This window comes from Klebsiella sp. G-Nf4, assembly GCF_002810615.1.
Lineage (GTDB): Bacteria > Pseudomonadota > Gammaproteobacteria > Enterobacterales > Enterobacteriaceae > Klebsiella > Klebsiella variicola.
The window spans coordinates 773,952-797,960 of record NZ_PION01000001.1 but is presented as its reverse complement, the minus strand read 5'-3'; the positions used below and the strand labels follow the sequence as shown (position 1 = coordinate 797,960).

Below are 24,009 nucleotides of genomic sequence, written 5' to 3'. Positions count from 1 at the left end.
TACGGAGTGTCCGGGAGCCATGCAATGGCGGGGGATGAAAAAAAATGAAAAGGCGGCATTGCGCCGCCTTTTTAGCCAGTCAGCAGTGATTATTTGTACAAATCGGCGCTGATGGTGATGTTGCCGCCGCGTTCCTGCCACTGGCGGGTAATGTGATAGTACTTCGCCCCTTTCTTCGCCGCGCGTTTCGCCGTCTGATAGGAGATTTCGGTCATGTTGCCGTAGTTGCCGGTGAACTGGATATTATCAAACGGCACCATTTGCGCTGCGGTCACTTTGTTCACTTCTTCGACTTTGGTGCCGTCCGGCAGCGTGACAGTGTAACGCCCGCCTTTAGACGACTGGGTCTCGAAGAAACGACCGACGCCAGTGCCTGACCCTACAGCCGCAGTGGTGGCGACGCCCGGGATTTCCACAGTTTTCGCCGCTTCGCCGCCTTTGGCCAGCGCTGCGCGACCGGCGTCAGAGTCCGCCGGAATGGCGTCAGGGCTCTGCAGTACGCGTTTCTCAGCATCTTTTTTATAGATATAAGCGGTAATGCGCTGGTTGCCACCCTGGTTGGCATCCACCTGGCGCACGATAAAGAACGCATAGGCGCCTTTCGCTTTTGCCGCTTTGGTGATGGCATCGTTCACTTCCGGCTGACTGCGATAGAAGCCCTGAACGGTGACGGTGTCGTAAGGCATCAGTGCAACAGCCTGATCTTTCGGCAGTTCTACCACGCCATTGATGATGCGATTTTTCGGCGTATCCGCTTGCGGTGCGTTGTCTTTATAGAGGTCAGCCGTGACGCGCCAGTTGCCGCCATTGCCGTAGTCCGACGTGTCGACAACATAGAATGAGGCCGCGCCGTCTTTGTCGGCTTTGCGCGATACCGCCTGTACCGCGTCGCCAATGGCATTAAACCGGCCGGTGACGACAACGCGATCGTAGGGCTTCAGCGCAGCCGCCTGCTCCGGGGTCAACTCGGTCGCTGCATGGGCAGACAACGTGGCGGTTGTCAGGAGAGCAGACGCCAGGAGGGTGTTTTTAAGCTTCATAAAAATAATCCTTTGCCTTGCGCAAACCATATACTGGTGTTGTTGTTGACTGAAAACGTTTGATTATTGCATTTAATCGTTGTGACTGTCTGCGTCATTTTTTGCTTGCCGCCCGAATCGTATACTACGGAAAGATAACATTTTTCGATATGTTGAAAAAACAGCCGCTTGACCAGCAAAAACGATAATCGATACCACTTTTATTAGTTAACGTAATGTTAATACAATGATCTCAATGGCGATAAATGGCGTTTTATCACGCTGGATAAGCGGATTATCAGGCCTGAGTGAGAAATTCAGGTAAATATTGCTGCCCGAAACCATCTGTGCTGACAATAAGCAATAAAATCAAAATTTCTGTTTTATCGCTGTAGATCACAATCGCTATTTTCAGTAGGTTATAAAAAGTTTGTTACTGTTTCATTTTGCAGACAGCGGAAGATGGCGAGGAAGATTTCGCCGTCTTGTCGTTGTTGGTCAGAAAAGTAAACCATCATCAAAAACCGATGGAAGGGAAAACTATGCGTATTGGTGTACCACAAGAGAGGCTAGCCCAGGAGACCCGGGCCGCCGCCACGCCGAAGACCGTTGAGCAATTGCTTAAACTCGGCTTTAGCGTCGCGGTAGAAAGCGGTGCCGGGAAACTGGCCAGCTTTGACGATGCAGCCTTTACCCAGGCAGGGGCTGAGATCGTCACGGGCAACGAGGTGTGGCAGTCTGACGTCATCCTCAAGGTCAATGCCCCAAATGACGATGAAATTGCGCTGCTGAATCCGGGAACTACGCTGATAAGTTTTATCTGGCCTGCGCAAAACCCGCAGCTGATGGAAAAACTGGCGGCCCGTAATATCAACGTGATGGCGATGGATTCGGTGCCGCGTATTTCTCGCGCCCAGTCGCTGGATGCGCTCAGCTCAATGGCGAATATCGCCGGCTATCGCGCAATCGTTGAGGCGGCTCATGAATTCGGCCGTTTCTTTACCGGGCAGATTACGGCGGCAGGCAAAGTTCCGCCCGCGAAGGTGATGGTCATCGGCGCCGGGGTGGCCGGTCTGGCCGCGATTGGTGCCGCCAACAGCCTGGGCGCTATCGTCCGCGCCTTTGATACCCGTCCGGAGGTGAAGGAGCAGGTGCAGAGTATGGGCGCCGAGTTCCTCGAGCTGGACTTTAAAGAGGAAGCGGGCAGCGGCGACGGCTATGCCAAGGTGATGTCTGAGGCCTTTATTAAGGCCGAAATGGCGCTCTTCGCCGCACAGGCGAAAGATGTCGATATCATCGTCACCACGGCGTTAATTCCGGGTAAACCGGCGCCGAAGCTGATCACCCGCGAAATGGTTGATTCCATGAAGTCGGGCAGTGTGGTGGTCGACCTCGCTTCGCAAAACGGCGGCAACTGTGAGTACACCGTGCCTGGCGAAGTGGTCACCACCGCCAACGGCGTGAAAATTATCGGTTACACCGACCTGCCGGGCCGTCTGCCGACCCAGTCCTCCCAGCTCTATGGCACCAACCTGGTCAACCTGCTGAAGCTGCTGTGCAAAGAGAAAGATGGCAACATTGTTATCGATTTCGATGACGTGGTGGTGCGCGGCGTGACCGTGGTGCGTGAAGGCGAAATCACCTGGCCGGCGCCGCCGATTCAGGTCTCCGCTCAGCCGCAGGCTGCGGCGAAAAAAGTCGAAGCGCCGAAAGAAGCGGCAAAACCGGTGTCCCCATGGCGTAAATATGCCCTGATAGCGCTGGCGATTATCCTCTTCGGCTGGCTGGCCAACGTCGCGCCAAAAGAGTTCCTTGGTCATTTCACCGTCTTCGCGCTGGCCTGCGTAGTGGGTTACTACGTAGTATGGAACGTCTCCCATGCGCTGCATACGCCGCTGATGTCGGTGACGAACGCCATTTCGGGCATTATCGTTGTTGGTGCGTTGTTGCAGATAGGCCACGGGGGCTGGGTCAGCTTCCTGAGCTTTATCGCGGTACTGATCGCCAGCATTAATATTTTCGGTGGTTTTACCGTGACTCAGCGCATGCTGAAAATGTTTCGCAAAGGATAAGGGGTAGCACATGTCTGGTGGATTAGTTACAGCTGCATACATTGTTGCCGCAATCCTGTTTATTTTCAGCCTGGCGGGTCTGTCGAAACACGAAACGTCGCAGCAGGGCAACTATTTCGGCATCGCCGGGATGGCCATCGCCCTGATCGCCACTATTCTGGGGCCGGACGCCGGCAACGTCGGTTGGATCATCCTCGCGATGGTGATCGGCGGAGCGATCGGTATTCGTCTGGCGAAGAAGGTCGAGATGACCGAGATGCCGGAGCTGGTGGCTATCCTGCACAGCTTCGTGGGCCTGGCGGCGGTGCTGGTTGGTTTTAACAGCTACCTGCAGCATGAAACCGGGATGGAGCAGATTTTGGTCAATATCCATTTGACCGAAGTGTTCCTCGGCATCTTCATCGGTGCAGTCACCTTCACCGGTTCGGTGGTGGCGTTTGGTAAACTGCGCGGCAAAATTTCCTCGAAGCCGCTGATGCTGCCCAATCGCCATAAGCTGAACCTGGCGGCGCTGGTGGTCTCCTTCGTACTGATGGTGATTTTTGTTCGCGCCGACAGCACCGGCACCCAGGTCCTGTGCCTGCTGGTGATGACCGCGATCGCGCTGGCCTTCGGCTGGCACCTGGTGGCTTCTATCGGCGGCGCGGACATGCCGGTGGTGGTTTCCATGCTGAACTCCTACTCGGGTTGGGCGGCAGCGGCAGCGGGCTTTATGCTGAGCAATGACCTGCTGATCGTCACCGGCGCGCTGGTGGGTTCTTCCGGTGCCATCCTCTCTTACATTATGTGTAAGGCGATGAACCGCTCCTTTATCAGCGTGATTGCCGGCGGTTTCGGCACCGATGGTTCTTCCAGCGGCGGCGATGAAGAAGTGGGCGAGCATCGCGAGATTAGCGCGGAAGAGACGGCGGAGATGCTGAAAAACTCCCAGTCGGTGATCATCACCCCCGGCTATGGTATGGCGGTGGCTCAGGCGCAGTATCCGGTGGCAGAAATTACCGAGAAGCTGCGGGCGCGGGGTATCAAAGTACGCTTTGGTATTCACCCGGTAGCCGGGCGTCTGCCGGGGCATATGAACGTGCTGCTGGCGGAAGCCAAAGTGCCTTACGACATCGTGCTGGAGATGGATGAGATCAACGACGATTTCAGCGATACCGACACCGTGCTGGTGATTGGCGCCAACGACACTGTCAACCCGGCGGCGCAGGACGATCCGAAGAGTCCTATCGCGGGTATGCCAGTGCTGGAAGTCTGGAAAGCGCAGAACGTGGTGGTCTTTAAGCGTTCGATGAACACTGGCTACGCCGGCGTACAGAACCCGCTGTTCTTCAAAGAGAACACCCATATGCTGTTTGGGGATGCGAAAGCCAGCGTCGATGCGATCCTGAAAGCGCTGTAATGTAGCACGCTTGTTTTACAACGTTTGTTTATAAGCCGTCTCCTGTGAGACGGCTTTTTTATATACGGCGCAGTGCCTGGAATTGTTCATAAAATAAGCGGCAAGAGGTGATATAATGTCCCGGTTATTACATCAGACAGAGGATATTATGGATACCGAGTTAACCCCAACGCAGATGGCCATCGAATTCTTACGCCGCGACACTACCGTCATGACCCCAGCGCAGTATCTGAAAAAGCTGAAACTGCTGGAGCTGGAGTTTGCTGACCTGATGGCGCTCTCATCGCTGGAGCTGAAAGAAGAGATCGATCTGGCCTGGCGTCTGGGTATCCACTAAGCCATTCTCGCTGGACAGTGACAGGGGCCGCCAGCGGCCCTTTTTTTGTGCCTGACTGGCAGCAAGCAAAAAAATCCCCCGCGAGGCGGGGGAAGGTGAGCGGTACGAGAAGAGGGTTAATCGTCGTCGTCGTCGTCCAGTTCCACCGGCGTCTGGTAGGCCTCCGGTTTGAGTACCAGGAGGTCGCAGCGCAGATGGTCGACCACCTGTTCCGCCGTATTGCCGAGGAACGCTGCTGACAGGCCGGTACGTCCGACCGTTCCCAGCACCACGATCCCCGCCTGCAGATGCTCGGCGAGATCCGGGATCACCTCCTCAGGCAGTCCTTTTTCCACGTGGGTGAATTTCTCATCGATGCCAAACTTCTGCCGCAGCGCTTTCATCGCCAGCAGGTGCTGACCGCGAATGGCGTCGTTGTAGACGCTGGGATCAAAATCCGGTAGCTCAATCGCGATATTGATGGGGGTCACCGGATAGGCGCCGATGAGATGTACTTCGGTATGGTTGACTTCTTTCGCCAGCGACAGCGTCTCCCGAACCAGCTTTTCGTTCAGGGTATTGTGATAATTCTCTTCGCTGGCAAGGTTGACCGCGACCAGCGCTTTACCACCTTCCGGCCACGGTTGGTCTTTCACCATCCACACCGGGCACGGGCACTTACGCAGCAGATGCCAGTCGGTCGGGGTGAAGATCACCGCCTCCAGTTTGTCGTGCTGGTGGGCCATCTTCAACAGCAAATCGTGTTTCTCGCTAATGACTTCCTGAATAATGGCTTCGAAGGGGCGGTTGTGCCACACCACTTTCACGTCAATCGGCACACCCGATTCAATATAGAATTTCGCCTGCTCGCGGATCCAGGCCGTACGTTGGGCAATAACGCCCTGGCGCATCGCCGTGCGTTCGTCCGGCGACAGCAGGGTGGTCATTTCATAAGAAAAATCATAGATCGGCAAAAAGGCTTTGATGCGTCCACCAATCCGTTGGTGCAGGTACACCGCGCGCCTAAGTGCCGGCTGGTCGTCCTGGTTAGGATCGATTACTACCAGCATGCTCTGATACTTCGCCATACAGGGTCTCCTTACAACTGCAGCTACCGTCAGTTACTAAAAAGATAACCTATATGGATGAATTGAAACAGGGGAGGAGCCTGGTCAGATCAACAAATCTTAAAAAATTGCCGATCGTGACCAGGTGGTGCGCAGAGATTAAGCGACGTTACGCGCCTGACCGGCCAGCTGGGCCAGCAGATCGCTGTTTTCAATGGTGATGTATTTGCCTTTCACCGCCAGCATGCCGCTTTTCTGGAAACGCCCCAGCAGACGGCTGATGGTTTCGACAGTGAGGCCGAGATAGTTGCCAATATCGCCGCGGGTCATGGTCAGGCGGAACTCACGCGGTGAGAAGCCGCGCTGGGCGAAACGACGAGAGAGGTTATAGATAAACGCAGCCAGGCGCTCTTCGGCATTCTTTTTGGAAAGCAGCAGGATCATATCCTGGTCGCCTTTAATCTCACCGCTCATCAGGCGCATCATCTGCTGGCGCAGATTCGGCATTTTTCCGGAAAGATCGTCAAGGGTTTCGAAGGGGATCTCGCAAACCATCGAGGTTTCCAGCGCCTGTGCAAAGCTCGGGTGCAGACCGGTGCCGATAGCGTCGAAGCCCACCAGATCGCCCGCCAGATGGAAGCCGGTGATCTGCTCATCACCCTGCTCGGTGATGGTGTAGCTTTTGATGGTCCCGGAGCGAATAGCGTACAACGACTTCAGCTCATCACCGGCTTTGAACAAGGTTTGACCTTTCTGGATAGGCTTTTTCCGCTCGATAATATTATCCAGCTGATCAAGCTCATGCTCGTTCAGAGTAAAGGGGATGCAGAGCTGGCTGATACTGCAATCCTGACAATGGATAGCACAACCGCCAGACTGAATGCGTCGAATAATTCGCTTCTCAGGGATCATATGTCTGCTCAGGCCTTAATTGATATTGGTCAATTTTAACATCTTTTTGATCAGCAGGTAAGTCTTCAGACCCGGAAACACGTAATATCAGCAGGGTAAATCAAAACGGATATATATCTATTTGATTAACAATAGATTATTTCGCTATGTTTGATTGTAAAATTACCTGAAGATTCCAGAAAAGGCATTTTCAGTCAAAGTAAAAGATACCCTTCATGGCGCAATAACCACTCTTTTCGCTGCACGCCGCCGGCATAGCCGGTTAGGGTGCCGTTACGCCCGATGACCCGATGGCAGGGCACCACGATACTCACCGGATTGGCGCCATTGGCGGCCCCCACGGCGCGAGCGGCGCCGGGGCGTCCGAGCGCCTCGGCTAGCTGGCCATAGTGCATCACCTGGCCACAGGGGATATCGCGTAACGCCTGCCAGACCTGACGCTGGAAAGGGGTGCCAGCGGTGGCGGTAGGCAGGGTATCGATAATCGCCAGATCGCCGGCGAAATAGTCGTTCAGCTTACTACTGAGACCGCCTGGATTGCAGCAGTCGACGCGCTGATAACCTTCCCGGCGATAGTGAACGTCGAGCAGGGTTTCCATCCGATCGCGGTGCTCGTCCCACTCAACGGCGCGCAAATTAAACTGTTCGTCGCAAAGTACCCACAGCGGCCCCAGCGGGGTATCCATTTTATCCTGCAGCAAGGTCAACATCGTTTCTGTCATCCACCATCGTACATGAGGGGCACACGATACCACGCGCTGACGACAGTCAACTATACTCCCAAAAGATAAAGCCGCATCACGGGCTGGCGCTCTGCGTGAGCCACAATGATTTATTTTTGGATCGATCCCGGCGGGTTATCGGGCATGGTTTTTGCTACTTTTTAATGACGATGCCGACGCCTCAGCGCGGCGCGGTTAATCACTCAGAGGTGGAGCTATGCAATTTATACTGACTGGCGTACTGGTATTGATCATCAGCGGCTTAGCGATCCACGGTCTGACCCTGGTGTTTGAAAGGGTGTATAAAGCGCTTTTCTACAAATTCGCCAGTGCGGATCATGCTGCCAGCAAAGTGAAAACGAAGGGGGCGCGTTAACGTTATGCGGCCGTCCCTGGCCTGCAAGCGGGTTAAGGAAGACGCGGATAGATGCCCGGGCCGATCGGCAGTCCCACCAGATACCAGCCCACCAGCAACAGCAGCCAGACGGCAAGAAAAATCAGCGGGTAAGGGAGCACCAGCGAGTAGTAGGTGCCGAGGCGGGCATCCGGCCGGTAGCGCTGTAGGAAGCCGAGAAACAGCGGCACAAACGGCGACACCGGCGCCAGCGGCAGCACCGATGAATCGGCGATGCGAAAGAGGATCTGCGCAAATGCCGGGTGAAAGCCCAGCAGCATAAACATCGGCACGAAGATCGGCGCCAGAATCGACCAGATGGCCGAGCCGCTGGCGATAAACATACACAGAAAAGCCGACAACAGTGCGAGTCCGACAAACGCCGGGACGCCGTTCATCCCTGCGCTCTCCAGCAGGTCCGTCAGACCGACGGCCATAAACTTGCCCATGTTGCTCCAGTTGAACATCGCCACGAACTGCGCCAGCGGGAAGACCATCACGATAAACCCGGCCATCTCTTTCATCGGCTCAATCATCAGCTGCGGCAGGTCGGCCTGGCGGCGAATTTTGCCGGTGGCGATGCCGTATGCCAGCGACACGACAAAGAAGAAAAAGATAATCAGCGGCACAATGCCTTTGATAAACGGCGAGGGCATGACCGTATGTTGAACCGGGTCGCGAAGTATACCGTTCTCGGGGACCACCATCAGGGCGATGACCGCCACGAATACCAGCGTTGCCACGCCGGCGATGCGCAGGCCGAAACGCTCCTCGGGCGTCAGCGTCTGCAGCTTTTCATCACGACTGCCTTGCCACTGACCCAGCCGCGGTTCAACCAGCTTATCGGTGATCAGTCCGCCGACGAGCGTCAGAACGATCACCGAGGTCGCCATAAAGTACCAGTTGTCGATCACGCTGACGTGCAAAGTGGCATCGATGGATTTTGCCGCCTCGGTGCTGATCCCCGAGAGCAGTACGTCGGTGGTGACAATCAGTAAATTGGCGGTAAAGCCGCAGCCCACACCAGCAATCGCCGCCAACAGGCCAGCGACAGGATGCCGACCGACGGCGAGGAACATCAGCGCGCCCAGCGGCGGCATAATTACCAGCGCCGCGTCAGAAGAGATATGGCTGAAGAAGGCGATAAACAGCACCATATAGCTGGCATATCGGGCGCTGACGTGAGAGGCCATCTTCACCATCAGCGCGGGTAACAGGCCCACCCGCTCGGCGAAGCCGGCGCCCAGCACCAGGGCGAGGATCGCCCCCAGCGGCGCGAAACCGCTGAAGTTTTTAATGACGTTGGGCAAAAACCAGTGCAACCCTTCCACGCTGAGCAGATTTTTGACCACCACCCGTGAACCATCCGTAGGGTTCTGCACCCCGACGTTGAAGGCGGAGAGTATCGCCGTGGCCGCGATCAGCGCCACGATAAGATAGATAAACAGCAAAAACGGGTGCGGGACTTTGTTACCGATCTTCTCTACCCAGCCATAGCGCTTTCCGCCGGGGGAAGACGACGGTATGGATGACATACTCATGGGCGTTCCTCTGTTGTCGTTGTTGTGTTGGGCAGGCCTGCTCCCGTACTGCCGGCGGTTATTATGGTCGGTGCGTGCCGCGATGCCGGTCAGCGTTGGCCAGGAGTAGCCTGTCTTAAGTGGTTATCGTAAAACGGACGGACTCACCTCCGCCGGGATCGGGCAACGATAGGGGCGTTCGGCCAGTACCTGCTTGAGTTCTTGCTGGCTGGCCGCCAGCAGGGCGCTGTCGCTGAATAAACGGATGGCAGTCGCCGCGAGCACTTTCCCCGCCAGCAACATCCCTTTATGGGCGATGGTGGTTCTGCCCTGGCTCACCAGTTGCCAGCTGTGCAGCGGGGTTCCCACCGCGAAGCACGGGCTGAAGCACTGGGCCACCGGCGCTTTCCAGCTGACATCGCCGACGTCAGTGGAGCCGGCGAGGACGTTATCCGTGGCCGCCCACGGCGCCACCTCATCAATCAGCAGCGTGTCGCGGTGGCGACGAGCGAACGTTTTCCCTTCCTCCCCACTGGTGCCGGCAATATTGTTCAGACTGTTGTTAATATCGTTGGCGCTGAGGGTGGCGCGGATCGCCGCGGCAAAGGCGCGCTCCTCGTCGCTCCAGTCGGGGGTACCGTAATGACAGACCGCCTGATACATCGCCGCCTCAAGCGTGCGGTTGGGGAGATAGCTGGAGCAGGCTTTTTCAAAGCGGCAGCTGACCTGAGTCTCGGTCATCAGCGCGGCCCCCTGAGCAATCTTCTCGATGCGGGCGAAGATCTGCTCCGCGTCGGCCATCTCCGGCGCGCGGATCAGATACAGCACTTCCGCCTGAGCCTGCACTACGTTGGGCGAGACACCGCCGGTATCGGTAATGGCATAATGGACCCGCGCCTTCTCGATGATATGTTCATTGAGGAAGTTGCTGCCGGTGGTCATCAGGGTGACGGCATCCAGCGCGCTCCGGCCCAGGTGCGGCGAATTCGCAGCGTGGGCGGCGGTGCCGGTAAAACGCCATGCCGCCTGAATATTGGCGAGGGTGCGGGTGCTGAACATCCCGGCCCAGGCTTCCGGATGCCAGGTCAGCGCCGCATCGACATCATCAAACAACCCTTCGCGCACCATAAAGGTTTTTCCCGAGCCGCCTTCCTCGCCGGGACAACCATAGAAGCGCAGCGTGCCCGCGCCGCCGTGCTGCTGCAGCCAGGCTTTGGCGGCGACCGCCGCGGCGAATGCCGCCGTACCGAGCAGATTATGCCCACAGCCGTGGCCGTTTGCCCCCGGCGTCAACGACATTGGCTCCGCGCAATGGGCCTGCTGGCTGAGACCCGCCAGCGCGTCATATTCGCCCAGCAGGGCAATGACCGGTTGGCCTTCGCCGACGCTGGCGATAAAGGCGTTAGGGATCCCACCCGCATCGCGAGTGAGCTGGAAACCTTCCGCTTCCAGGGCGTCCGCCAGGCGTTGGGCGGACCAGAACTCCTCAAAGCGGGTCTCCGGGTGATCCCAGATGTCATCGGCGATGGCACAGTATGCCTCGCGTCGCGTCTCAATCACTTCATCCACAAACGCAAAAATGGATCCCATCACACCCCCCGCTGCCAGGGAAAGTTAAGCGCGATTCGCGCCAGGGTTTCTACCGCTATCACCATGACGCTCTCGTCGAAGTCAAATCTCTCGTTGTGGTGACCGGCGCTCAGTTCGGTGCCGAAGATCATGTACGAGGCGAGGCCGCCGCGCGCCTGGACCCGGGCCATCATCAGGGTGGCGTCTTCCGAGCCCGCCGGGGCGGCGATGCGATCCACCGCCTGTTGCACGCCGGGCACCCGGGCGGCCTGTTCGCGCAGATAGTCCACCCACGCCGGCGACGGTGCGCTGGCGGTCGCTGCGCCCATCATGCGCAGTTCGTAGCGGGCTTCGTACATCGCCGCCGCCCCGGCGACGACGTGCTGCGCCCGCTCGAACACGTACTGGTTAATGGCTTCGCTTTCACCGCGGGTTTCCACTTTTAACAGCGCGGAAGAGGGCACCACGTTACGCCCGGTACCGGCCTGCATCACCCCGACGTTGACCCGCGAGGCGCCGGCGCTGTGCGGCGGGATGGCATGCAGGCCAAGAGCGGCCTGGGCGGCGGCCAGCAGCGCGTTACGCCCCTCCTCGGGCTTGCCGCCGGCGTGGGCGGCCACGCCGCTAAACTGCACGTCGAATTTAGTGGTGGCCATAAAGTTGTCGCCGCCGCACACCACGGTGCCCACCGGCACGCCGGTTCCGATATGGATCGCCGTGAAGTAGTCCACGTCATCCACCACGCCGGCGGCCACCATCGCCCGGGCTCCGCGGGTGCCCTCTTCAGCGGGCTGGAAAATCAGCTTAATTACCCCGTTGAGCTGCGCGGCATACTGCTTCAGGACATGCGCCAGACCCAGCCCGATGGCGGTATGGCCATCATGGCCGCAGGCGTGCATCATGCCGGCGTTGCAGGAAGCGAAATGGTCGCGATGGGGGCGGTGGCTGTCGTCGTGCTGTTCATTGAGGTCAAGGGCATCCATATCGACGCGGAAAGCCAGTGTTGGGCCGGGCCGCCCGGTGTCGAGCGTGGCGACCACGCCGGCGAAACCGCCTTCAAACGCCGGTAACCAGCGTTCCGTCGCCCCCTGTTCGCGGGCGCGTTCGAAAGCCTGGGCCAGGGTCTCCTCGTCCGGCAGCCCCATCCGGCTATCGGCATCGATGACGTCGCGCCCCAGCGCCAGCTGATAGCCGAGCCCGTCGAGGATCTCCGCCACCTTGCTGGCGGTGCGGAATTCCAGCCAGCCGGATTCCGCGTGCAGGTGAAAATCACGACGCCATTCGGTCATGGCCGGCGCCAGCTGGTGGAGGTATTCATCAAGTTGCGGCATAGCTCATCCTGTCATAAGTAAAAAATGTGACGGTGTTCACGATGTGATAGCTTTTGTTTATCACTTACGTTTTACAGGCCGTATCCCACTTAACCTGCCACAGCCTGATGGATTACAGTAGATGTGATTTTCTTCTGTCTGATAAACAATGGTTATCACCTAAAGCATGGCATTTCAGATTAAATTTCATCATATCCGCGCCTTCGTCGAAGTGGCCCGGGAAGGGAGTATTCGCGGCGCCAGCCGGGCGCTGGCGGTCTCGCAGCCGGCCCTGACCAAAGCGATTAAAGAGCTGGAGGAGGGGCTTTCCGCCCAGCTGTTCGTACGCCGCAGTCAGGGGGTGGCGCTGACCGAAAACGGCGAAAGCTTTTACCAACATGCGAGCTTGATCCTTGAAGAGTTGCGGGCGGCGCAGGACGAACTGCTGCAGCGCCAGGGCGAGCAGGCCGGGCAAATTAATATTGGCCTCGGCGCCAGCGTCGCCCGGTCGCTGATGCCGTCGGTGATCTGCCGCTTTCATCAGCAGCATCCGCAGGTAAAGGTGCGGATCATGGAAGGCCAACTATTGGCGATGATCAATGAGCTGCGCCAGGGAGAGCTGGATTTCACCATCAATACCTATTACCCCGGGCCGTACGACCATGAGTTCAGCTTTGAGAAACTGTTTGAGAAACCGTTCGCGGTGTTCGCCCGCGCGGGACATCCGGCGGCGCAGGCCACCTCGCTGGGGGAGCTGATGGATCACCACTGGACCATGCCGACGCCGCGCGGCAGCTACTTTAAACAGCTGCAGGACCGGCTTAATCAGGCCGGGCTGGCACCTAAGGTGGATATTGTTTGCGAAACCTTCTCGTCGTGCATTAGCCTGGTGGTGAAAAGTGATTTTCTCAGCATCCTGCCGGTGGAGCTCGGCAACGATCCGCTGATGGCGGACAAGCTGGTGATGATCCCTGTCCGCGACGTCTTGCCGACGGCCGCCTATTTTCTGATCCAGCGGCGCGACACCCGGCAGACGCCATTAACGGCGTCGTTAATCACGCTGTTTCGCCGTCAGAGCCGACAATTGTTTCCTTAATCGCCCGTGGCGCTCACTTTGCCAGCGAACGCGGCTAAACGCGTTGAGGGGCGCGCGCGGGGCGGCTATAGTAGCTGGCGACAGCCGCTGGAGGAGAGCCCATGAACCTTGATGACAAATCCCTGTTTCTTGACGCCATGGAAGATGTCCAGCCTCTGAAACGTAACAATGACGTGCACTGGCATCCCGGGCGCAACAGCCGGGCCCCGCAGCGCGTCGATACCCTGCAACTGGATAATTTTCTCACCACCGGCTATCTCGATATCGTGCCGCTCGCCACGCCGCTGGAGTTTAAGCGTGAAGGGCTGCAGAGCGGCGTGCTGGATAAGCTGCGCCGAGGGAAATACAGCCAGCAGGCGAGCCTCTCCCTGCTGCGCCAGCCGGTGGAGCAATGTCGGCAGATGCTCTTCGCTTTTATGGTGCAGGCGCAGAAAGAGGGGTTACGCAATGTGCTGATCGTTCACGGCAAAGGCCGCGACGACCAGTCCCACGCCAATATTATCCGCAGCTATCTGGCGCGCTGGCTGGAAGAGCTGCCGGAGGTGCAGGCCTTCTGCACCGCGCTTCCACATCATGGCGGTAGCGGCGCCTGCTATGTCGCGCTGCGTAAATCGGCCGAGGCGAAGCAGGAGACCTGGGAGCAGCACGCCAAGCGCAGTCGTTAGCGCAGAAGCAGCGTCAGCTCGCGGGCGGCTTTTTGCAGCTCCGGCAGCACGCGATCGATCATCTCGCGGGCCGACATCTGGCCCGCATGCACCCCGACGTTCAGCGCCGCCTGGACCTGCCCCTGAGCGTTAAACAGCGGTACCGCGAGGGAGCGCAGGCCCATCTCCAGTTCCTGATCGTTGAGGGCATACCCCTGCTGGTGAATCCGTTTCAGTTCGGTGCGTAGCTTCGCCACCGAATCCACCGTCTGCGGGGTGTAGCGGATCATGGTCACCCGAGCCAGCATATCGTTGAGCTTCTCCTCCGGCTGATGGCTGAGCAGCACCCGGCCCATCGAGGTCGCCCAGGCCGGAAGGCGGCTGCCAATATCCAGGTCGATGGTCATAATCCGCGAGCTGGAGGCGCGGGCGATATACAGAATATCGTCCCCGTCGAGGGTGGCGATGGAGCAGGACTCATTGAGCATTTCGCTCAGATGTCGCAGCACCGGCTGCGCCGAACGCGCCAGTGGCGTCGAGGCCAGCCAGGCGTGGCCCAGCGCCAGGATCCGCGGTCGCAGCTGGAAATTCTTACCGTCTTCGGCATACACGAACCCCAGCTTGCTCAGGGTATACAGGCAGCGGCGCACCGCCGCGCGCGGAATGCCGGTCTTCTGGCTGATCTGCGAGATAGACAACAGGGGCCGCTGCGGTGTGAACGCCTGAATCACCTCCAGACCCCGAGCCAGGGAGGCCATAAAGTTAGGATCGCCTTTAAACGGATCGCCGTCGCCGGTCAGTAAATCGTCTGGATGCTTGTCCATTTCTGTTCCCCATATTTGCCATCGATCACATTCTTTCGCTAAAGATAACCGATGTTCGATTATCGCACCATATTTCGATTATCGCCCTTGACCGACATCGTTAAGCGGGTCACATTTTGTGCGAACAACGAATAAAAGTGCGATTACCGCACATCACTGGAGCGACCTGATGATTGATAAAAGCGTATCGACGCTGAGCGAGGCCATCGCCGGGATCCACGACGGGGCGACTATTATGATCGGCGGCTTTGGTCCCGCCGGCCAGCCGACCTTTCTGATTGACGCCCTGATTGACCAGGGTGCCCGCGACCTGACCATCATTAATAACAATGCCGGCAACGGGGAAGTGGGTCTCGCGGCGCTGCTCAAGGCCGGGCGAGTACGCAAGATGATCTGCTCCTTCCCGCGCCAGGTGGATTCCCAGATTTTCGATGACCTCTATCGCCGCGGCAAAGTGGAGCTGGAGCTGGTGCCGCAGGGTAACCTCGCGGCGCGGATCCAGGCGGCTGGCGCCGGGCTGGGGGCAGTGTTTACCCCCACCGGCTACGGCACACCGCTGGCGGAAGGCAAGGAGACGCGGGAAATCGACGGTCGTCACTATGTGCTGGAGTATCCGATCAAAGCCGATTTCGCGCTGATTAAGGCCCATCAGGGCGACCGCTGGGGCAACTTGGTCTATCGCAAGGCGGCGCGCAACTTTGGCCCGATCATGGCGACGGCGGCGAAAACCACCATCGTTGAAGTCTCGCAGCTGGTGCCGCTGGGCGACCTCGACCCGGAAACTATCATCACCCCCGGCATTTTCGTCCAGCGTGTCTTCTCGCTGGAAAACCTGACTGCCGCGCAACGCGCCTGAGGAGCCCGACATGCAAAAACTGACCCGTGACGAAATGGCCCAGCGCGTGGCCCGAGATATTCCCGAAGGCGCTTACGTCAACCTCGGTATCGGCCTGCCGACCCGCATTGCCAATTACCTGCCCGCCGACAAAGAGGTGTTCCTGCACAGCGAAAACGGCCTGTTGGGGATGGGGCCGAAACCGCAGCCCGGGGAAGAAGATCCCGAGCTGATCAATGCCGGCAAAGAGTATGTCACCCTCCTGCAGGGGGGCTGCTATTTCCACCACGGCGACTCCTTCGCCATGATGCGCGGCGGCCATCTCGATATCTGCGTGCTGGGGGCCTATCAGGTTTCCGCCAGCGGCGACCTCGCCAACTGGAGCACCGGTGCGCCGGACGCGATCCCGGCCGTTGGCGGGGCGATGGATCTGGCCATCGGCGCCCGCCAGGTATTCGTGATGATGGACCACCTGACCCGTGACGGCGAGTGCAAGCTGGTGGAGCAGTGCAGCTATCCGCTGACCGGCGTCGGCTGCGTCAGCCGGATCTATACCGACCTGGCGGTGATCGACATCACCGACCGCGGCCCGGTGGTACGTGAAATCTTTAACGGTCTCTCTTTTGAAGAGCTGCAGCGCATCACTCCGGTGGCGCTGACCTTTGAACAACTGGCGGAAAGCGCGTAAGGAACCTATGATGAATCAGGCATTTATCTGTGATGCGGTGCGTACACCCTTTGGCCGTTTTGGTGGTACCCTGGCGACGATGCGCGCCGACGACCTCGCGGCGCTGCCATTGAAAGCCCTGCTGGCGCGTAACCCGGGACTGGATCCCTCGCGCATTGACGATGTGATCTTTGGCTGCGCCAACCAGGCCGGGGAAGATAACCGCAACGTGGCGCGGATGGCGCTGCTGCTGGCCGGGCTGCCGGAGAGCGTGCCCGGGAGCACCATCAACCGCCTGTGCGGTTCCAGCCTCGATGCGATCGGCGTCGCGGCGCGAGCCATTAAAAGCGGCGAGACGCAGCTGATGATCGCTGGCGGCGTGGAGAGCATGTCCCGCGCGCCGTTTGTGATGGGGAAAGCGGAGAGCGCCTTTAGCCGCAGCATGCAGATGGAGGATACCACCATCGGCTGGCGCTTTATTAACCCGCAGATGAAAGCCCTGTACGGCGTACATTCCATGCCAGAGACGGCGGAAAACGTCGCCGATGAGTTTGCCATTTCCCGTGCCGATCAGGACGCGTTCGCCTTACGCAGTCAACTGCGTACCGCCGCGGCGCAGGAGGCGGGGCGTTTCGCCGATGAGCTGATTGCCGTCCAGGTGCCGCAGCGCAAAGGCGAGCCGCTGCTGTTTAGCCGCGATGAGCACCCGCGCAGTACCTCGCTGGAGGCGCTGGCTAAACTGCGCGGCGTGGTGCGCGCCGACGGCAGCGTCACCGCCGGTAACGCCTCCGGTGTTAACGACGGCGCCTGTGCGCTGCTGCTGGCCAGCGAGACGGCGCTGGCGGCTCACGATCTTCAACCGCTGGCCCGGGTGGTCGGCGTGGCGACGGCGGGTGTTGCGCCGCGGATCATGGGCTTTGGCCCGGCGCCCGCGGTGCGTAAGGTGCTGGCGCAGACCGGCCTGACATTAGCCCAGATGGATGTCATCGAGCTGAATGAAGCCTTCGCCGCTCAGGCGCTGGCGGTGACCCGTGATTTGGGCTTACCGGATGATGCCGCCCACGTTAACCCTAACGGCGGGGCGATCGCGCTGGGCCACCCGCTCGGCGCCTCCGGCGGCCGGCTGGCGATGACCGCGGCTTATCAGCTGAAACGGACCGGCGGCCGCTACGCCCTGTGCACCATGTGCATCGGCGTCGGACAGGGGATTGCCCTGATTATTGAACGTGTTTAAGGAGCCAGAATGAGTTTGTTGACCCCAATGCTGCGCAGCAGTCCGCTGACCGACTGGTTCAGCGACGCGCAGCGGGTGCAGGGCATGCTGGATTTTGAAGCGGCGCTGGCGCAGGCGCAGGCCGCCTGCGGGATGGTGCCGCCGGAAGCGGTCGGGCCGATTGTCGCGGCCTGCCGCCACGAGACCATTGATTTTGCCGCGCTGGGCGAGGCGGCGGTGGGGGCCGGTAACCTGGCGATCCCGCTGGTGAAACAGCTGACGGCGCAGGTAAAAGCGCGAGATCCTGAGGCTGCGCGCTACGTTCACTGGGGCGCTACCAGCCAGGACGCCATCGACACCGGACTGGTGCTCCAGCTGCGCGGGGCGCTGGAAGCCGCTGAGACCTTGCTTGAGCAACTGTTGGCTGCCCTGGCTCTCCAGGCGGATCGTTATCGCGATACTGTCATGCCGGGTCGGACCTGGATGCAGCATGCGCTGCCGGTGACCTTTGGCCTGAAGCTGGCGGGCACCCTCGACGCGCTCCTTCGCTGGCAGCAGCGGCTGCGCGAGATGCGTCCGCGGCTGCTGGTGCTGCAGTTTGGCGGCGCCGCGGGCACTCTGGACGCGCTAAAAGAGAAAGGGCCGGCGGTTGGCCAGGCGCTGGCGCAGATCCTCGGTCTGTCGCTGCCGGATACCCCGTGGCACAGCCAGCGCGATCGGCTGCTGGAGGTGGGCGCCTGGTTTGCCGGCGTCTGCGGCACGCTGGGGAAATTCGCTAACGACTTCTCTCTGCTGATGCAGACCGAAGTGGCTGAGGTCGGCGAGCCGGTGGCGGAAGGCCGCGGCGGCTCATCGACGATGCCGCATAAGCGCAATCCGGTGGCCTGCGCGGCGATCCTGACCGCCGCCCAGCGTACGCCGGGACTGATGGCGACCCTCTACGCCAGCCAACTTCAGCAGCACGAGCGGGCGCTGGGCGGCTGGCAGGCGGAGTGGGAGACGCTGCCGGAGCTGATTACCCTGGTGGGTGGGGCGCTGGCGCAAAGCGAAGCGCTGGTGCGCGATATGCAGGTCTTCCCGCAGAAAATGCGCGCCGATCTCGATATCACCCACGGGCTGATCATGGCCGAGGCGGTGACCCTGGCGCTGGCGGAATTCACCGGCAAAGCCGAGGCGCATCATCATATCGAGGCGCTGTGCCGTCAGGCGCTGGACCGTCACTCTCCGCTGGTCGATCTGCTCGCGACCGATCCGCAGGTCAGTCAGTATCTCTCTCGTGAACGCTTAACCACGCTGCTGGACCCGGCAACGGCGACCGGCAGCGCCGAACGCTTTGTGCGCCAGGTGCTGGCGCGTTATCAGGAGCAACGTGATGAATCTTGATTATCAACTCGACGGGCCGGATGGCGCGCCGGTTATCGTCCTCTCCAACTCGTTGGGCACCACCCGGGCGATGTGGCAGCCGCAGATCGAGGCGTTAACCGCCCATTTTCGGGTGCTGCGCTATGACACCCACGGTCACGGCAATACGACGAAAAATGGCAAAGTCACCCTCGCCCAACTGGGTGAGGATGTGATTACGCTGCTCGATCACCTGAATATCGACCGCGCCTGGTTCTGCGGGATCTCAATGGGGGGGCTGACCGGCCTGTGGCTGGGACGCTTTGCGCCAGAGCGTTTTTATGGTCTGGCTGTCGCCAACACCGCGGCGCGTATTGGCGATCAGGCCAGTTGGCTGTCGCGGGCGCGGGCGGTACGCCAGGAGGGAATGGCGGTGGTGGCCGCCGGGGCCGCGGATCGCTGGTTCACTCATGCGTTTCGCCAGAAGGCGCCGGAGGTGGTGGAGGCGCTATGCCACCAGTTAACCCATACCGACGCCGAAGGCTATGCCGCCTGCTGTGAGGCGCTGGCCGCGGCCGACCTGCGCGGCGAAGTAGGGCAGATCCCGTTGCCGACGTTAATTATCGCCGGTGAAAGTGACCCTGTCACTACGGTCAGCGACGCCAGTTTCCTGCAGCAGCAGATCCCCGCTTCCCAGGTGGTGGTGCTGGCGGCATCGCATCTGTCAAACATTGAGGCGCCGAAAAGCTTTACTTCGGCGCTGCTGAGCTTTTTCCAGGGGGAACGCCATGGAGGATAAACAGCGCTATCAGGACGGGATGGCGGTACGGCGCAAAGTATTGGGCGACGCCCACGTCGACCGTACCCTGCAGCATCTGACGCCGTTGAATGACGAGTTTCAGGACTTTATCACCCGCTACGCCTGGGGCGAGACCTGGACGCGTCCGGGGCTCGATCATCATACCCGCAGCATGATCACTATTGCCATGCTGATCGCTCTCAATCGCGAGGCGGAGCTGAAGATGCATCTGCGCGCGTCGTTTAACAACGGGGTGACCCGTGATGAGCTGAAAGAGTTGATCATGCACTCTGCGCTGTACTGTGGGCTGCCGGCGGCGAATGCCACGATGCATCTGGCGCAGCAGGTGTTTGATGACATCGACGCCGCGCAGGGTTGAGTCGTCGTCCGAGTCGGATTGCCCGGCGGCACTGCGCTTGCCGGGCCTGGGAAGCGAAGATCGCCTGTAGACCCCGTAGGCCGGGTAAGGCGCAGCCGCCACCCGGCGAAATAACGGCACTACCGGAAATGTCCCTGTTCGCACTATGTTTGGCAGGGCCACAACGTTTGGCAGGGCTACAACTTCTATGTTAATTCCGGGCAGATTGCGCTCCCGGTTGATCTTCTGCGCTATGTCTCTTATGGCGCAGGGAGCGCACAGGGGGCGGCCAGCACCGGCAGTTTCAGTCGCGCAAGTGGGTAAATGAGTGACAGGTCGCACGATCCGTAGGCCGGGCAAGGCGTTAGCCACCGCCCGGCACAAACGCGGCTCTGCGCTGGCTGTTTTTGCTCAGCGGCGCAGCCGCCACCCGGCGGACATGCCGGTACGATATCCCTTATTTCTCAGGCTCCTGCGGCGCGACGGCTGGGGCGGCGTACCAGGCTTCCTGCGGCACCACCACCGCCGCCTTGGGCTGCATCACAAAATTCGGCGACATAATCTGCACGCCGAATTCGTTAAACACATCAATAATACTGCTATGCAACGCGTTGCGGCCCTCCGGCAACAACGTCGCGGGGAGCAAGCGCACCTGCAGCTCATACGCGGTGTACCAGTCAAGCAACCCCAGCTTGCGAACTATCGGGGCGATTTGCTGATCCACGCCGGGGGTGCGTCTTGCCGCCAGCTCCAGCAGCGCATGAACCTGACGCCATGGCGTATCGTAACCGATGGTGACGCTGGTGGTGAGGTTGAACCCGCCGTCGGTGCTCTCGGCGCTGAGATTAATAATTTTCCCGCTCACCACCACGGCGTTCGGGACGGTGACAATGTAATTCTCACGGGTGAGGATCTTGGTCGCCAGCACGCCAATCTCGCTGACCTGTCCCTCATTGTCGGCGAGGCGGATCCAGTCGCCTTTGCGCAGCGCCCGGGAGTAGATCAGCACCAGGCCGCTCATCGCATGGGTCATCACCCCGGTCGACCCGAGAGTCAGCATCAGGCCGAAGAACACGCTAATGCCTTTGAAGGCGAGGGAGTTGGCGCCGGGGAGGAACGGGTAGGCGGCGGACAGGGCAAACAGCCAGATGACCACCGAGATCAACCGGCGGGTGGCGCTGACAGTTTCCGGATGGATGCCCGGCACCTGAATGCGGCCGGCGGCGACCTGGTCGAGAGCGACTTTCACCAGGCGAATGATGAGCCAGGTGATCAGGAAAATCAGTACCACAATCATCAGCCCCGGCAGGGAGGCGACAATCGACAGGGAGAGATCGCGGATCACGCCCAGCGACCAGTCGCCCAGCGATTCACTCCACACCCGTGTCCAGGGAAACAGGCTGAAAGCCCAGTTCAGCCAGAGATAACTGGCCAGCATGCCGACGAGAATGACCAGCACAGCATAGAGTCGAACTTCAATATTGCCGAGATAGCGCCGCCAGTGCTGCGGGATGGCGCTGCGTTTTTCAAGGATCCGCAGCAGGAAAAAGCGCCGCACCCGCCGCCAGGCGCGGAAGGCGCCATAATAAAACAGTGCCAGCAGCAGCCCCCCGGCCAGCGCTTTGCCGGCGGAGAGCAGCAGATAGCGGTGGTTGAACTGTTCCTGCAGGCTGGTGCGCTGGGCCTCCATTCGCGCCAGCACCCGCTGGGCCGCCTGGTCGAGCGTTAAATCATCGCCCTCGTCGAGATCCGCCTGGCTCAGCAGCAGCACCGGTTTGCCGTTCATCAGGAACAGCCGGCCTGGCTGACCATAGCGGTTGACCGCAACGACCCGCAGCGGCTGGCGAATATCGTCTTCAGTAAAGGCGCGCAGGGCGCTGCGGGTACGCAGGACGCGCTCTTCGGGCGTAGTCTGGCCGAAAGTAGCCTGCAACATGACGACAGGTTGGTGGAAAACGGTGACCGTGCGTGCCTGCTCGCGCGCGGTTGGCTGCTGCCGCGGTTCGGCAGCCAGCGCCGGCTTTAGCACCAGCAGCGCCAGCGCCCAGACGATCACCACGCTCATCCTGTTCATAGAGGCACCTGAGAAAGAGAATTATTGTTATTTTTCAGCAAACAACGGACGGCTTGTAGTTGAGCATAGCCTGGCGCGAAATGAATTCAAGTTGGCGCGGGGTGGGCATAAAAAAAGCCGTCGCCCAAACGGCGACGGCCTGCTATCAGCGTCAGAAGTGAGCGTTAGCCGTGCTGTTTACAGCCGGCGCACTGCTTATTCTGGATCTGCTGGAAGAAGTCGTTACCTTTATCATCGACCAGAATAAACGCCGGGAAATCTTCCACTTCGATCTTCCAGATGGCTTCCATCCCCAGTTCCGGATAGGCCACGCACTCGAGGCTCTTAATGCTTTGCTGGGCAAGCACGGCTGCCGGGCCGCCGATGCTGCCGAGGTAGAAGCCGCCGTGTTTATGGCAGGCATCGGTCACCTGCTGGCTGCGGTTGCCTTTCGCCAGCATTACCATGCTCGCGCCGTGCGACTGCAGCAGACCGACATAAGAGTCCATGCGGCCTGCGGTTGTCGGACCGAGGGAGCCGGAGGCATAACCGGTTGGCGTCTTCGCCGGGCCCGCGTAGTAGATCGGGTGATCTTTGACGTACTGCGGCAGCGCCTCGCCGTTATCGATAAGTTCCTTCAGCTTAGCGTGGGCGATGTCGCGGGCCACGATAATGGTGCCGTTGAGGCTCAGGCGGGTGGAGACCGGGTGCGCCGACAGCTGCGCCAGGATCTCGCTCATCGGCTGATTCAGGTTGATGCTGACGACATTGCCTTCACCCTGCTGACGCAGATGCTCAGGGATATATTTCCCCGGATTGCTCTCCAGCTTCTCGATCCATATGCCGTCGCGGTTGATTTTCGCTTTGATGTTGCGGTCGGCGGAGCAGGAGACGCCCATGCCGATCGGACAGGAGGCGCCGTGGCGCGGCAGACGGATCACCCGGATATCGTGAGCGAAGTATTTCCCGCCGAACTGCGCGCCGAGGCCGAGGTTCTGCGCTTCCAGCAGCAATTCCTGCTCCAGCTGCACATCGCGGAACGCCTGACCGTGCTCGTTGCCTTCGGTCGGCAGGCCGTCGTAGTAGCGGGTGGACGCCAGCTTCACGGTCTTCAGCGTCGCTTCTGCCGAGGTACCGCCGATCACAAACGCGATGTGGTATGGCGGGCAGGCGGCCGTACCGAGGGTGCGCATTTTCTCAACCAGATAGTTTTTCAGCTTCGCCGGGGTGATCAGCGCTTTGGTTTCCTGATAGAGATAGGTTTTGTTGGCGGAACCGCCGCCTTTCGCCATACACAGGAACTTATACTCTTCACCGTCGACGCTGTAGAGATCGATCTGCGCCGGCAGGTTGGTGCCGGTGTTGACCTCTTTATACATATCCAGCGGCGCGTTCTGCGAGTAACGCAGGTTATCTTCGGTATAGGTGTTGTATACACCCTGCGCCAGGGCGGCTTCGTCACCGCCGCCGGTCCAGACGCGCTGGCCTTTTTTACCCATGATGATGGCGGTGCCGGTATCCTGACAGGTCGGCAGAATACCTTTGGCGGCGATTTCGGAGTTGCGCAGGAACTGCAGCGCCACGTATTTGTCGTTTTCGCTGGCTTCCGGGTCGAGCAGAATGGCCGCGACCTGCTGCTGATGAGAGACACGCAGCATAAAGGCGGCGTCGTGGAAGGCCTGCTGGGCGAGCAGGGTCAGCGCCTGCGGTTCTACTTTCAGAACCGGCTGGCCTTCAAATTCGGCGACAGAGACGTGCTCTTTGCTGAGCAGATAGTATTCGGTATCGTCGTGCGCCAGCGGGAACGGATCCTGATAAACAAACGGTTTAGTCGACATAGTCACTTACTCCATAAAGATAAAAACCGCCGGGGTGGTCC

Annotated in this window: 22 protein-coding genes; 12 read left to right on the top strand and 10 right to left on the bottom strand. The window is 59.7% G+C overall.

Translation table 11 applies throughout. From position 1 onward, the window contains the following. Positions 1–89: 89 nt before the first annotated feature. Positions 90–1,040, bottom strand: a complete 951-nt coding sequence (gene ydgH / locus CWM57_RS03970; protein WP_061154737.1) for a DUF1471 family protein YdgH — start codon at positions 1,038–1,040, stop codon at positions 90–92. 521 nt (positions 1,041–1,561) lie between these two features. Between ydgH and pntA the strand changes: the two genes are divergently transcribed. From pntA to CWM57_RS03950, 3 genes are all read left to right on the top strand, one after another. Next, positions 1,562–3,091, top strand: coding sequence for a Re/Si-specific NAD(P)(+) transhydrogenase subunit alpha (pntA, locus tag CWM57_RS03960; RefSeq protein WP_023340072.1), 1,530 nt, complete (start codon positions 1,562–1,564; stop codon positions 3,089–3,091). 10 nt (positions 3,092–3,101) lie between these two features. Continuing rightward, positions 3,102–4,490, top strand: a complete 1,389-nt coding sequence (pntB, locus tag CWM57_RS03955) for a Re/Si-specific NAD(P)(+) transhydrogenase subunit beta (protein WP_012541888.1) — start codon at positions 3,102–3,104, stop codon at positions 4,488–4,490. Positions 4,491–4,638: 148 nt separating this feature from the next. Beyond that, on the top strand, positions 4,639–4,827 hold the full coding sequence (locus CWM57_RS03950; protein ID WP_004887037.1) for a YdiH family protein: 189 nt from the start codon (positions 4,639–4,641) through the stop codon (positions 4,825–4,827). 116 nt (positions 4,828–4,943) lie between these two features. On the opposite strand, the gene uspE is transcribed toward CWM57_RS03950, so the two are convergent. The 3 genes from uspE to ogt form a co-directional block, all read right to left on the bottom strand. Beyond that, positions 4,944–5,894: a universal stress protein UspE gene (gene uspE, locus CWM57_RS03945; RefSeq protein ID WP_061154735.1), complete on the bottom strand. Its 951-nt coding sequence runs from the start codon at positions 5,892–5,894 to the stop codon at positions 4,944–4,946. A gap of 138 nt (positions 5,895–6,032) precedes the next feature. Next, positions 6,033–6,785, bottom strand: a complete 753-nt coding sequence (fnr, locus tag CWM57_RS03940) for a fumarate/nitrate reduction transcriptional regulator Fnr (protein ID WP_002903394.1) — start codon at positions 6,783–6,785, stop codon at positions 6,033–6,035. Between the two features lie 194 nt (positions 6,786–6,979). Then, positions 6,980–7,495, bottom strand: a complete 516-nt coding sequence (gene ogt / locus CWM57_RS03935; RefSeq protein ID WP_100675648.1) for a methylated-DNA--[protein]-cysteine S-methyltransferase — start codon at positions 7,493–7,495, stop codon at positions 6,980–6,982. Positions 7,496–7,724: 229 nt separating this feature from the next. Here ogt and CWM57_RS03930 point away from each other — a divergent pair, with 229 nt between their 5' ends. Beyond that, positions 7,725–7,883, top strand: coding sequence for a phosphatidate cytidylyltransferase (locus tag CWM57_RS03930; protein WP_100630830.1), 159 nt, complete (start codon positions 7,725–7,727; stop codon positions 7,881–7,883). Positions 7,884–7,915: 32 nt separating this feature from the next. Here the strand turns inward: CWM57_RS03930 and abgT are convergent, their stop codons facing one another. The 3 genes from abgT to CWM57_RS03915 all read right to left on the bottom strand — a co-directional run bounded on the left by abgT (position 7,916) and on the right by CWM57_RS03915 (position 12,321). After that, positions 7,916–9,442: a p-aminobenzoyl-glutamate transporter gene (abgT, locus tag CWM57_RS03925; RefSeq protein ID WP_100630829.1), complete on the bottom strand. Its 1,527-nt coding sequence runs from the start codon at positions 9,440–9,442 to the stop codon at positions 7,916–7,918. Positions 9,443–9,565: 123 nt separating this feature from the next. Next, on the bottom strand, positions 9,566–11,011 hold the full coding sequence (locus CWM57_RS03920; protein ID WP_100675647.1) for a M20 family metallopeptidase: 1,446 nt from the start codon (positions 11,009–11,011) through the stop codon (positions 9,566–9,568). Next, positions 11,011–12,321, bottom strand: a complete 1,311-nt coding sequence (locus tag CWM57_RS03915; protein WP_100675646.1) for a M20 family metallo-hydrolase — start codon at positions 12,319–12,321, stop codon at positions 11,011–11,013. The genes CWM57_RS03920 and CWM57_RS03915 overlap by 1 nt, the downstream gene beginning before the upstream one ends. Positions 12,322–12,487: 166 nt before the next feature. On the opposite strand from CWM57_RS03915, the gene CWM57_RS03910 reads away from it, so the two are divergent. Both CWM57_RS03910 and smrA read left to right on the top strand, forming a co-directional pair. Then, entirely contained in the window at positions 12,488–13,396 is a 909-nt protein-coding gene (locus CWM57_RS03910; protein WP_061154730.1) for a LysR family transcriptional regulator, read from the top strand. A 101-nt stretch (positions 13,397–13,497) separates the two neighbouring features. Further along, positions 13,498–14,061 carry a DNA endonuclease SmrA gene (gene smrA / locus CWM57_RS03905; protein WP_100630827.1) on the top strand — a complete coding sequence of 188 codons (564 nt, stop codon included), beginning with the start codon at positions 13,498–13,500 and terminating at the stop codon, positions 14,059–14,061. Here smrA and CWM57_RS03900 read toward each other — a convergent pair. Beyond that, positions 14,058–14,864, bottom strand: a complete 807-nt coding sequence (locus CWM57_RS03900; RefSeq protein ID WP_061154728.1) for an IclR family transcriptional regulator C-terminal domain-containing protein — start codon at positions 14,862–14,864, stop codon at positions 14,058–14,060. The two genes, smrA and CWM57_RS03900, sit on opposite strands and share 4 nt — an antisense overlap. A 169-nt stretch (positions 14,865–15,033) precedes the next feature. Here CWM57_RS03900 and CWM57_RS03895 point away from each other — a divergent pair, with 169 nt between their 5' ends. Genes CWM57_RS03895 through pcaC form a run of 6 tightly spaced genes read left to right on the top strand, consistent with a single transcriptional unit; the run spans position 15,034 to position 20,098 of the window. Continuing rightward, complete coding sequence (locus tag CWM57_RS03895; protein WP_032754259.1) at positions 15,034–15,720, top strand: 3-oxoacid CoA-transferase subunit A; 687 nt, start codon at positions 15,034–15,036, stop codon at positions 15,718–15,720. A gap of 10 nt (positions 15,721–15,730) precedes the next feature. After that, on the top strand, positions 15,731–16,387 hold the full coding sequence (locus tag CWM57_RS03890; protein WP_061154726.1) for a 3-oxoacid CoA-transferase subunit B: 657 nt from the start codon (positions 15,731–15,733) through the stop codon (positions 16,385–16,387). Positions 16,388–16,397: 10 nt separating this feature from the next. Next, a complete protein-coding gene (gene pcaF, locus CWM57_RS03885) occupies positions 16,398–17,600 on the top strand; it encodes a 3-oxoadipyl-CoA thiolase (protein WP_061154725.1) in 1,203 nt (400 codons plus the stop codon). Between the two features lie 9 nt (positions 17,601–17,609). Beyond that, positions 17,610–18,962 carry a 3-carboxy-cis,cis-muconate cycloisomerase gene (locus CWM57_RS03880; RefSeq protein ID WP_100675645.1) on the top strand — a complete coding sequence of 451 codons (1,353 nt, stop codon included), beginning with the start codon at positions 17,610–17,612 and terminating at the stop codon, positions 18,960–18,962. After that, the gene (pcaD, locus tag CWM57_RS03875) at positions 18,952–19,719 is read left to right on the top strand and encodes a 3-oxoadipate enol-lactonase (protein WP_100675644.1); all 768 of its coding nucleotides are present in this window, start codon (positions 18,952–18,954) and stop codon (positions 19,717–19,719) included. The genes CWM57_RS03880 and pcaD overlap by 11 nt, the downstream gene beginning before the upstream one ends. Beyond that, positions 19,709–20,098, top strand: coding sequence for a 4-carboxymuconolactone decarboxylase (pcaC, locus tag CWM57_RS03870; protein WP_012968329.1), 390 nt, complete (start codon positions 19,709–19,711; stop codon positions 20,096–20,098). Before pcaD ends, pcaC begins: the two co-directional genes overlap by 11 nt. A 436-nt stretch (positions 20,099–20,534) precedes the next feature. On the opposite strand, the gene CWM57_RS03860 is transcribed toward pcaC, so the two are convergent. Next, a complete protein-coding gene (locus tag CWM57_RS03860) occupies positions 20,535–22,151 on the bottom strand; it encodes a mechanosensitive ion channel family protein (protein WP_165784131.1) in 1,617 nt (538 codons plus the stop codon). 164 nt (positions 22,152–22,315) lie between these two features. Beyond that, the gene (fumA, locus tag CWM57_RS03855) at positions 22,316–23,968 is read right to left on the bottom strand and encodes a class I fumarate hydratase FumA (protein WP_074385964.1); all 1,653 of its coding nucleotides are present in this window, start codon (positions 23,966–23,968) and stop codon (positions 22,316–22,318) included. Positions 23,969–24,009 lie beyond the last annotated feature (41 nt).

Coding starts and splice junctions, on each gene's coding strand:
- ydgH (WP_061154737.1), bottom strand. CDS start 1,040: ATGAAGCTTAAAAACACCCTCCTGGCGTCTGCTCTCCTGACAACCGCC.
- pntA (WP_023340072.1), top strand. CDS start 1,562: ATGCGTATTGGTGTACCACAAGAGAGGCTAGCCCAGGAGACCCGGGCC.
- pntB (WP_012541888.1), top strand. CDS start 3,102: ATGTCTGGTGGATTAGTTACAGCTGCATACATTGTTGCCGCAATCCTG.
- CWM57_RS03950 (WP_004887037.1), top strand. CDS start 4,639: ATGGATACCGAGTTAACCCCAACGCAGATGGCCATCGAATTCTTACGC.
- uspE (WP_061154735.1), bottom strand. CDS start 5,894: ATGGCGAAGTATCAGAGCATGCTGGTAGTAATCGATCCTAACCAGGAC.
- fnr (WP_002903394.1), bottom strand. CDS start 6,785: ATGATCCCTGAGAAGCGAATTATTCGACGCATTCAGTCTGGCGGTTGT.
- ogt (WP_100675648.1), bottom strand. CDS start 7,495: ATGTTGACCTTGCTGCAGGATAAAATGGATACCCCGCTGGGGCCGCTG.
- CWM57_RS03930 (WP_100630830.1), top strand. CDS start 7,725: ATGCAATTTATACTGACTGGCGTACTGGTATTGATCATCAGCGGCTTA.
- abgT (WP_100630829.1), bottom strand. CDS start 9,442: ATGAGTATGTCATCCATACCGTCGTCTTCCCCCGGCGGAAAGCGCTAT.
- CWM57_RS03920 (WP_100675647.1), bottom strand. CDS start 11,011: ATGGGATCCATTTTTGCGTTTGTGGATGAAGTGATTGAGACGCGACGC.
- CWM57_RS03915 (WP_100675646.1), bottom strand. CDS start 12,321: ATGCCGCAACTTGATGAATACCTCCACCAGCTGGCGCCGGCCATGACC.
- CWM57_RS03910 (WP_061154730.1), top strand. CDS start 12,488: ATGGCATTTCAGATTAAATTTCATCATATCCGCGCCTTCGTCGAAGTG.
- smrA (WP_100630827.1), top strand. CDS start 13,498: ATGAACCTTGATGACAAATCCCTGTTTCTTGACGCCATGGAAGATGTC.
- CWM57_RS03900 (WP_061154728.1), bottom strand. CDS start 14,864: ATGGACAAGCATCCAGACGATTTACTGACCGGCGACGGCGATCCGTTT.
- CWM57_RS03895 (WP_032754259.1), top strand. CDS start 15,034: ATGATTGATAAAAGCGTATCGACGCTGAGCGAGGCCATCGCCGGGATC.
- CWM57_RS03890 (WP_061154726.1), top strand. CDS start 15,731: ATGCAAAAACTGACCCGTGACGAAATGGCCCAGCGCGTGGCCCGAGAT.
- pcaF (WP_061154725.1), top strand. CDS start 16,398: ATGAATCAGGCATTTATCTGTGATGCGGTGCGTACACCCTTTGGCCGT.
- CWM57_RS03880 (WP_100675645.1), top strand. CDS start 17,610: ATGAGTTTGTTGACCCCAATGCTGCGCAGCAGTCCGCTGACCGACTGG.
- pcaD (WP_100675644.1), top strand. CDS start 18,952: ATGAATCTTGATTATCAACTCGACGGGCCGGATGGCGCGCCGGTTATC.
- pcaC (WP_012968329.1), top strand. CDS start 19,709: ATGGAGGATAAACAGCGCTATCAGGACGGGATGGCGGTACGGCGCAAA.
- CWM57_RS03860 (WP_165784131.1), bottom strand. CDS start 22,151: ATGAACAGGATGAGCGTGGTGATCGTCTGGGCGCTGGCGCTGCTGGTG.
- fumA (WP_074385964.1), bottom strand. CDS start 23,968: ATGTCGACTAAACCGTTTGTTTATCAGGATCCGTTCCCGCTGGCGCAC.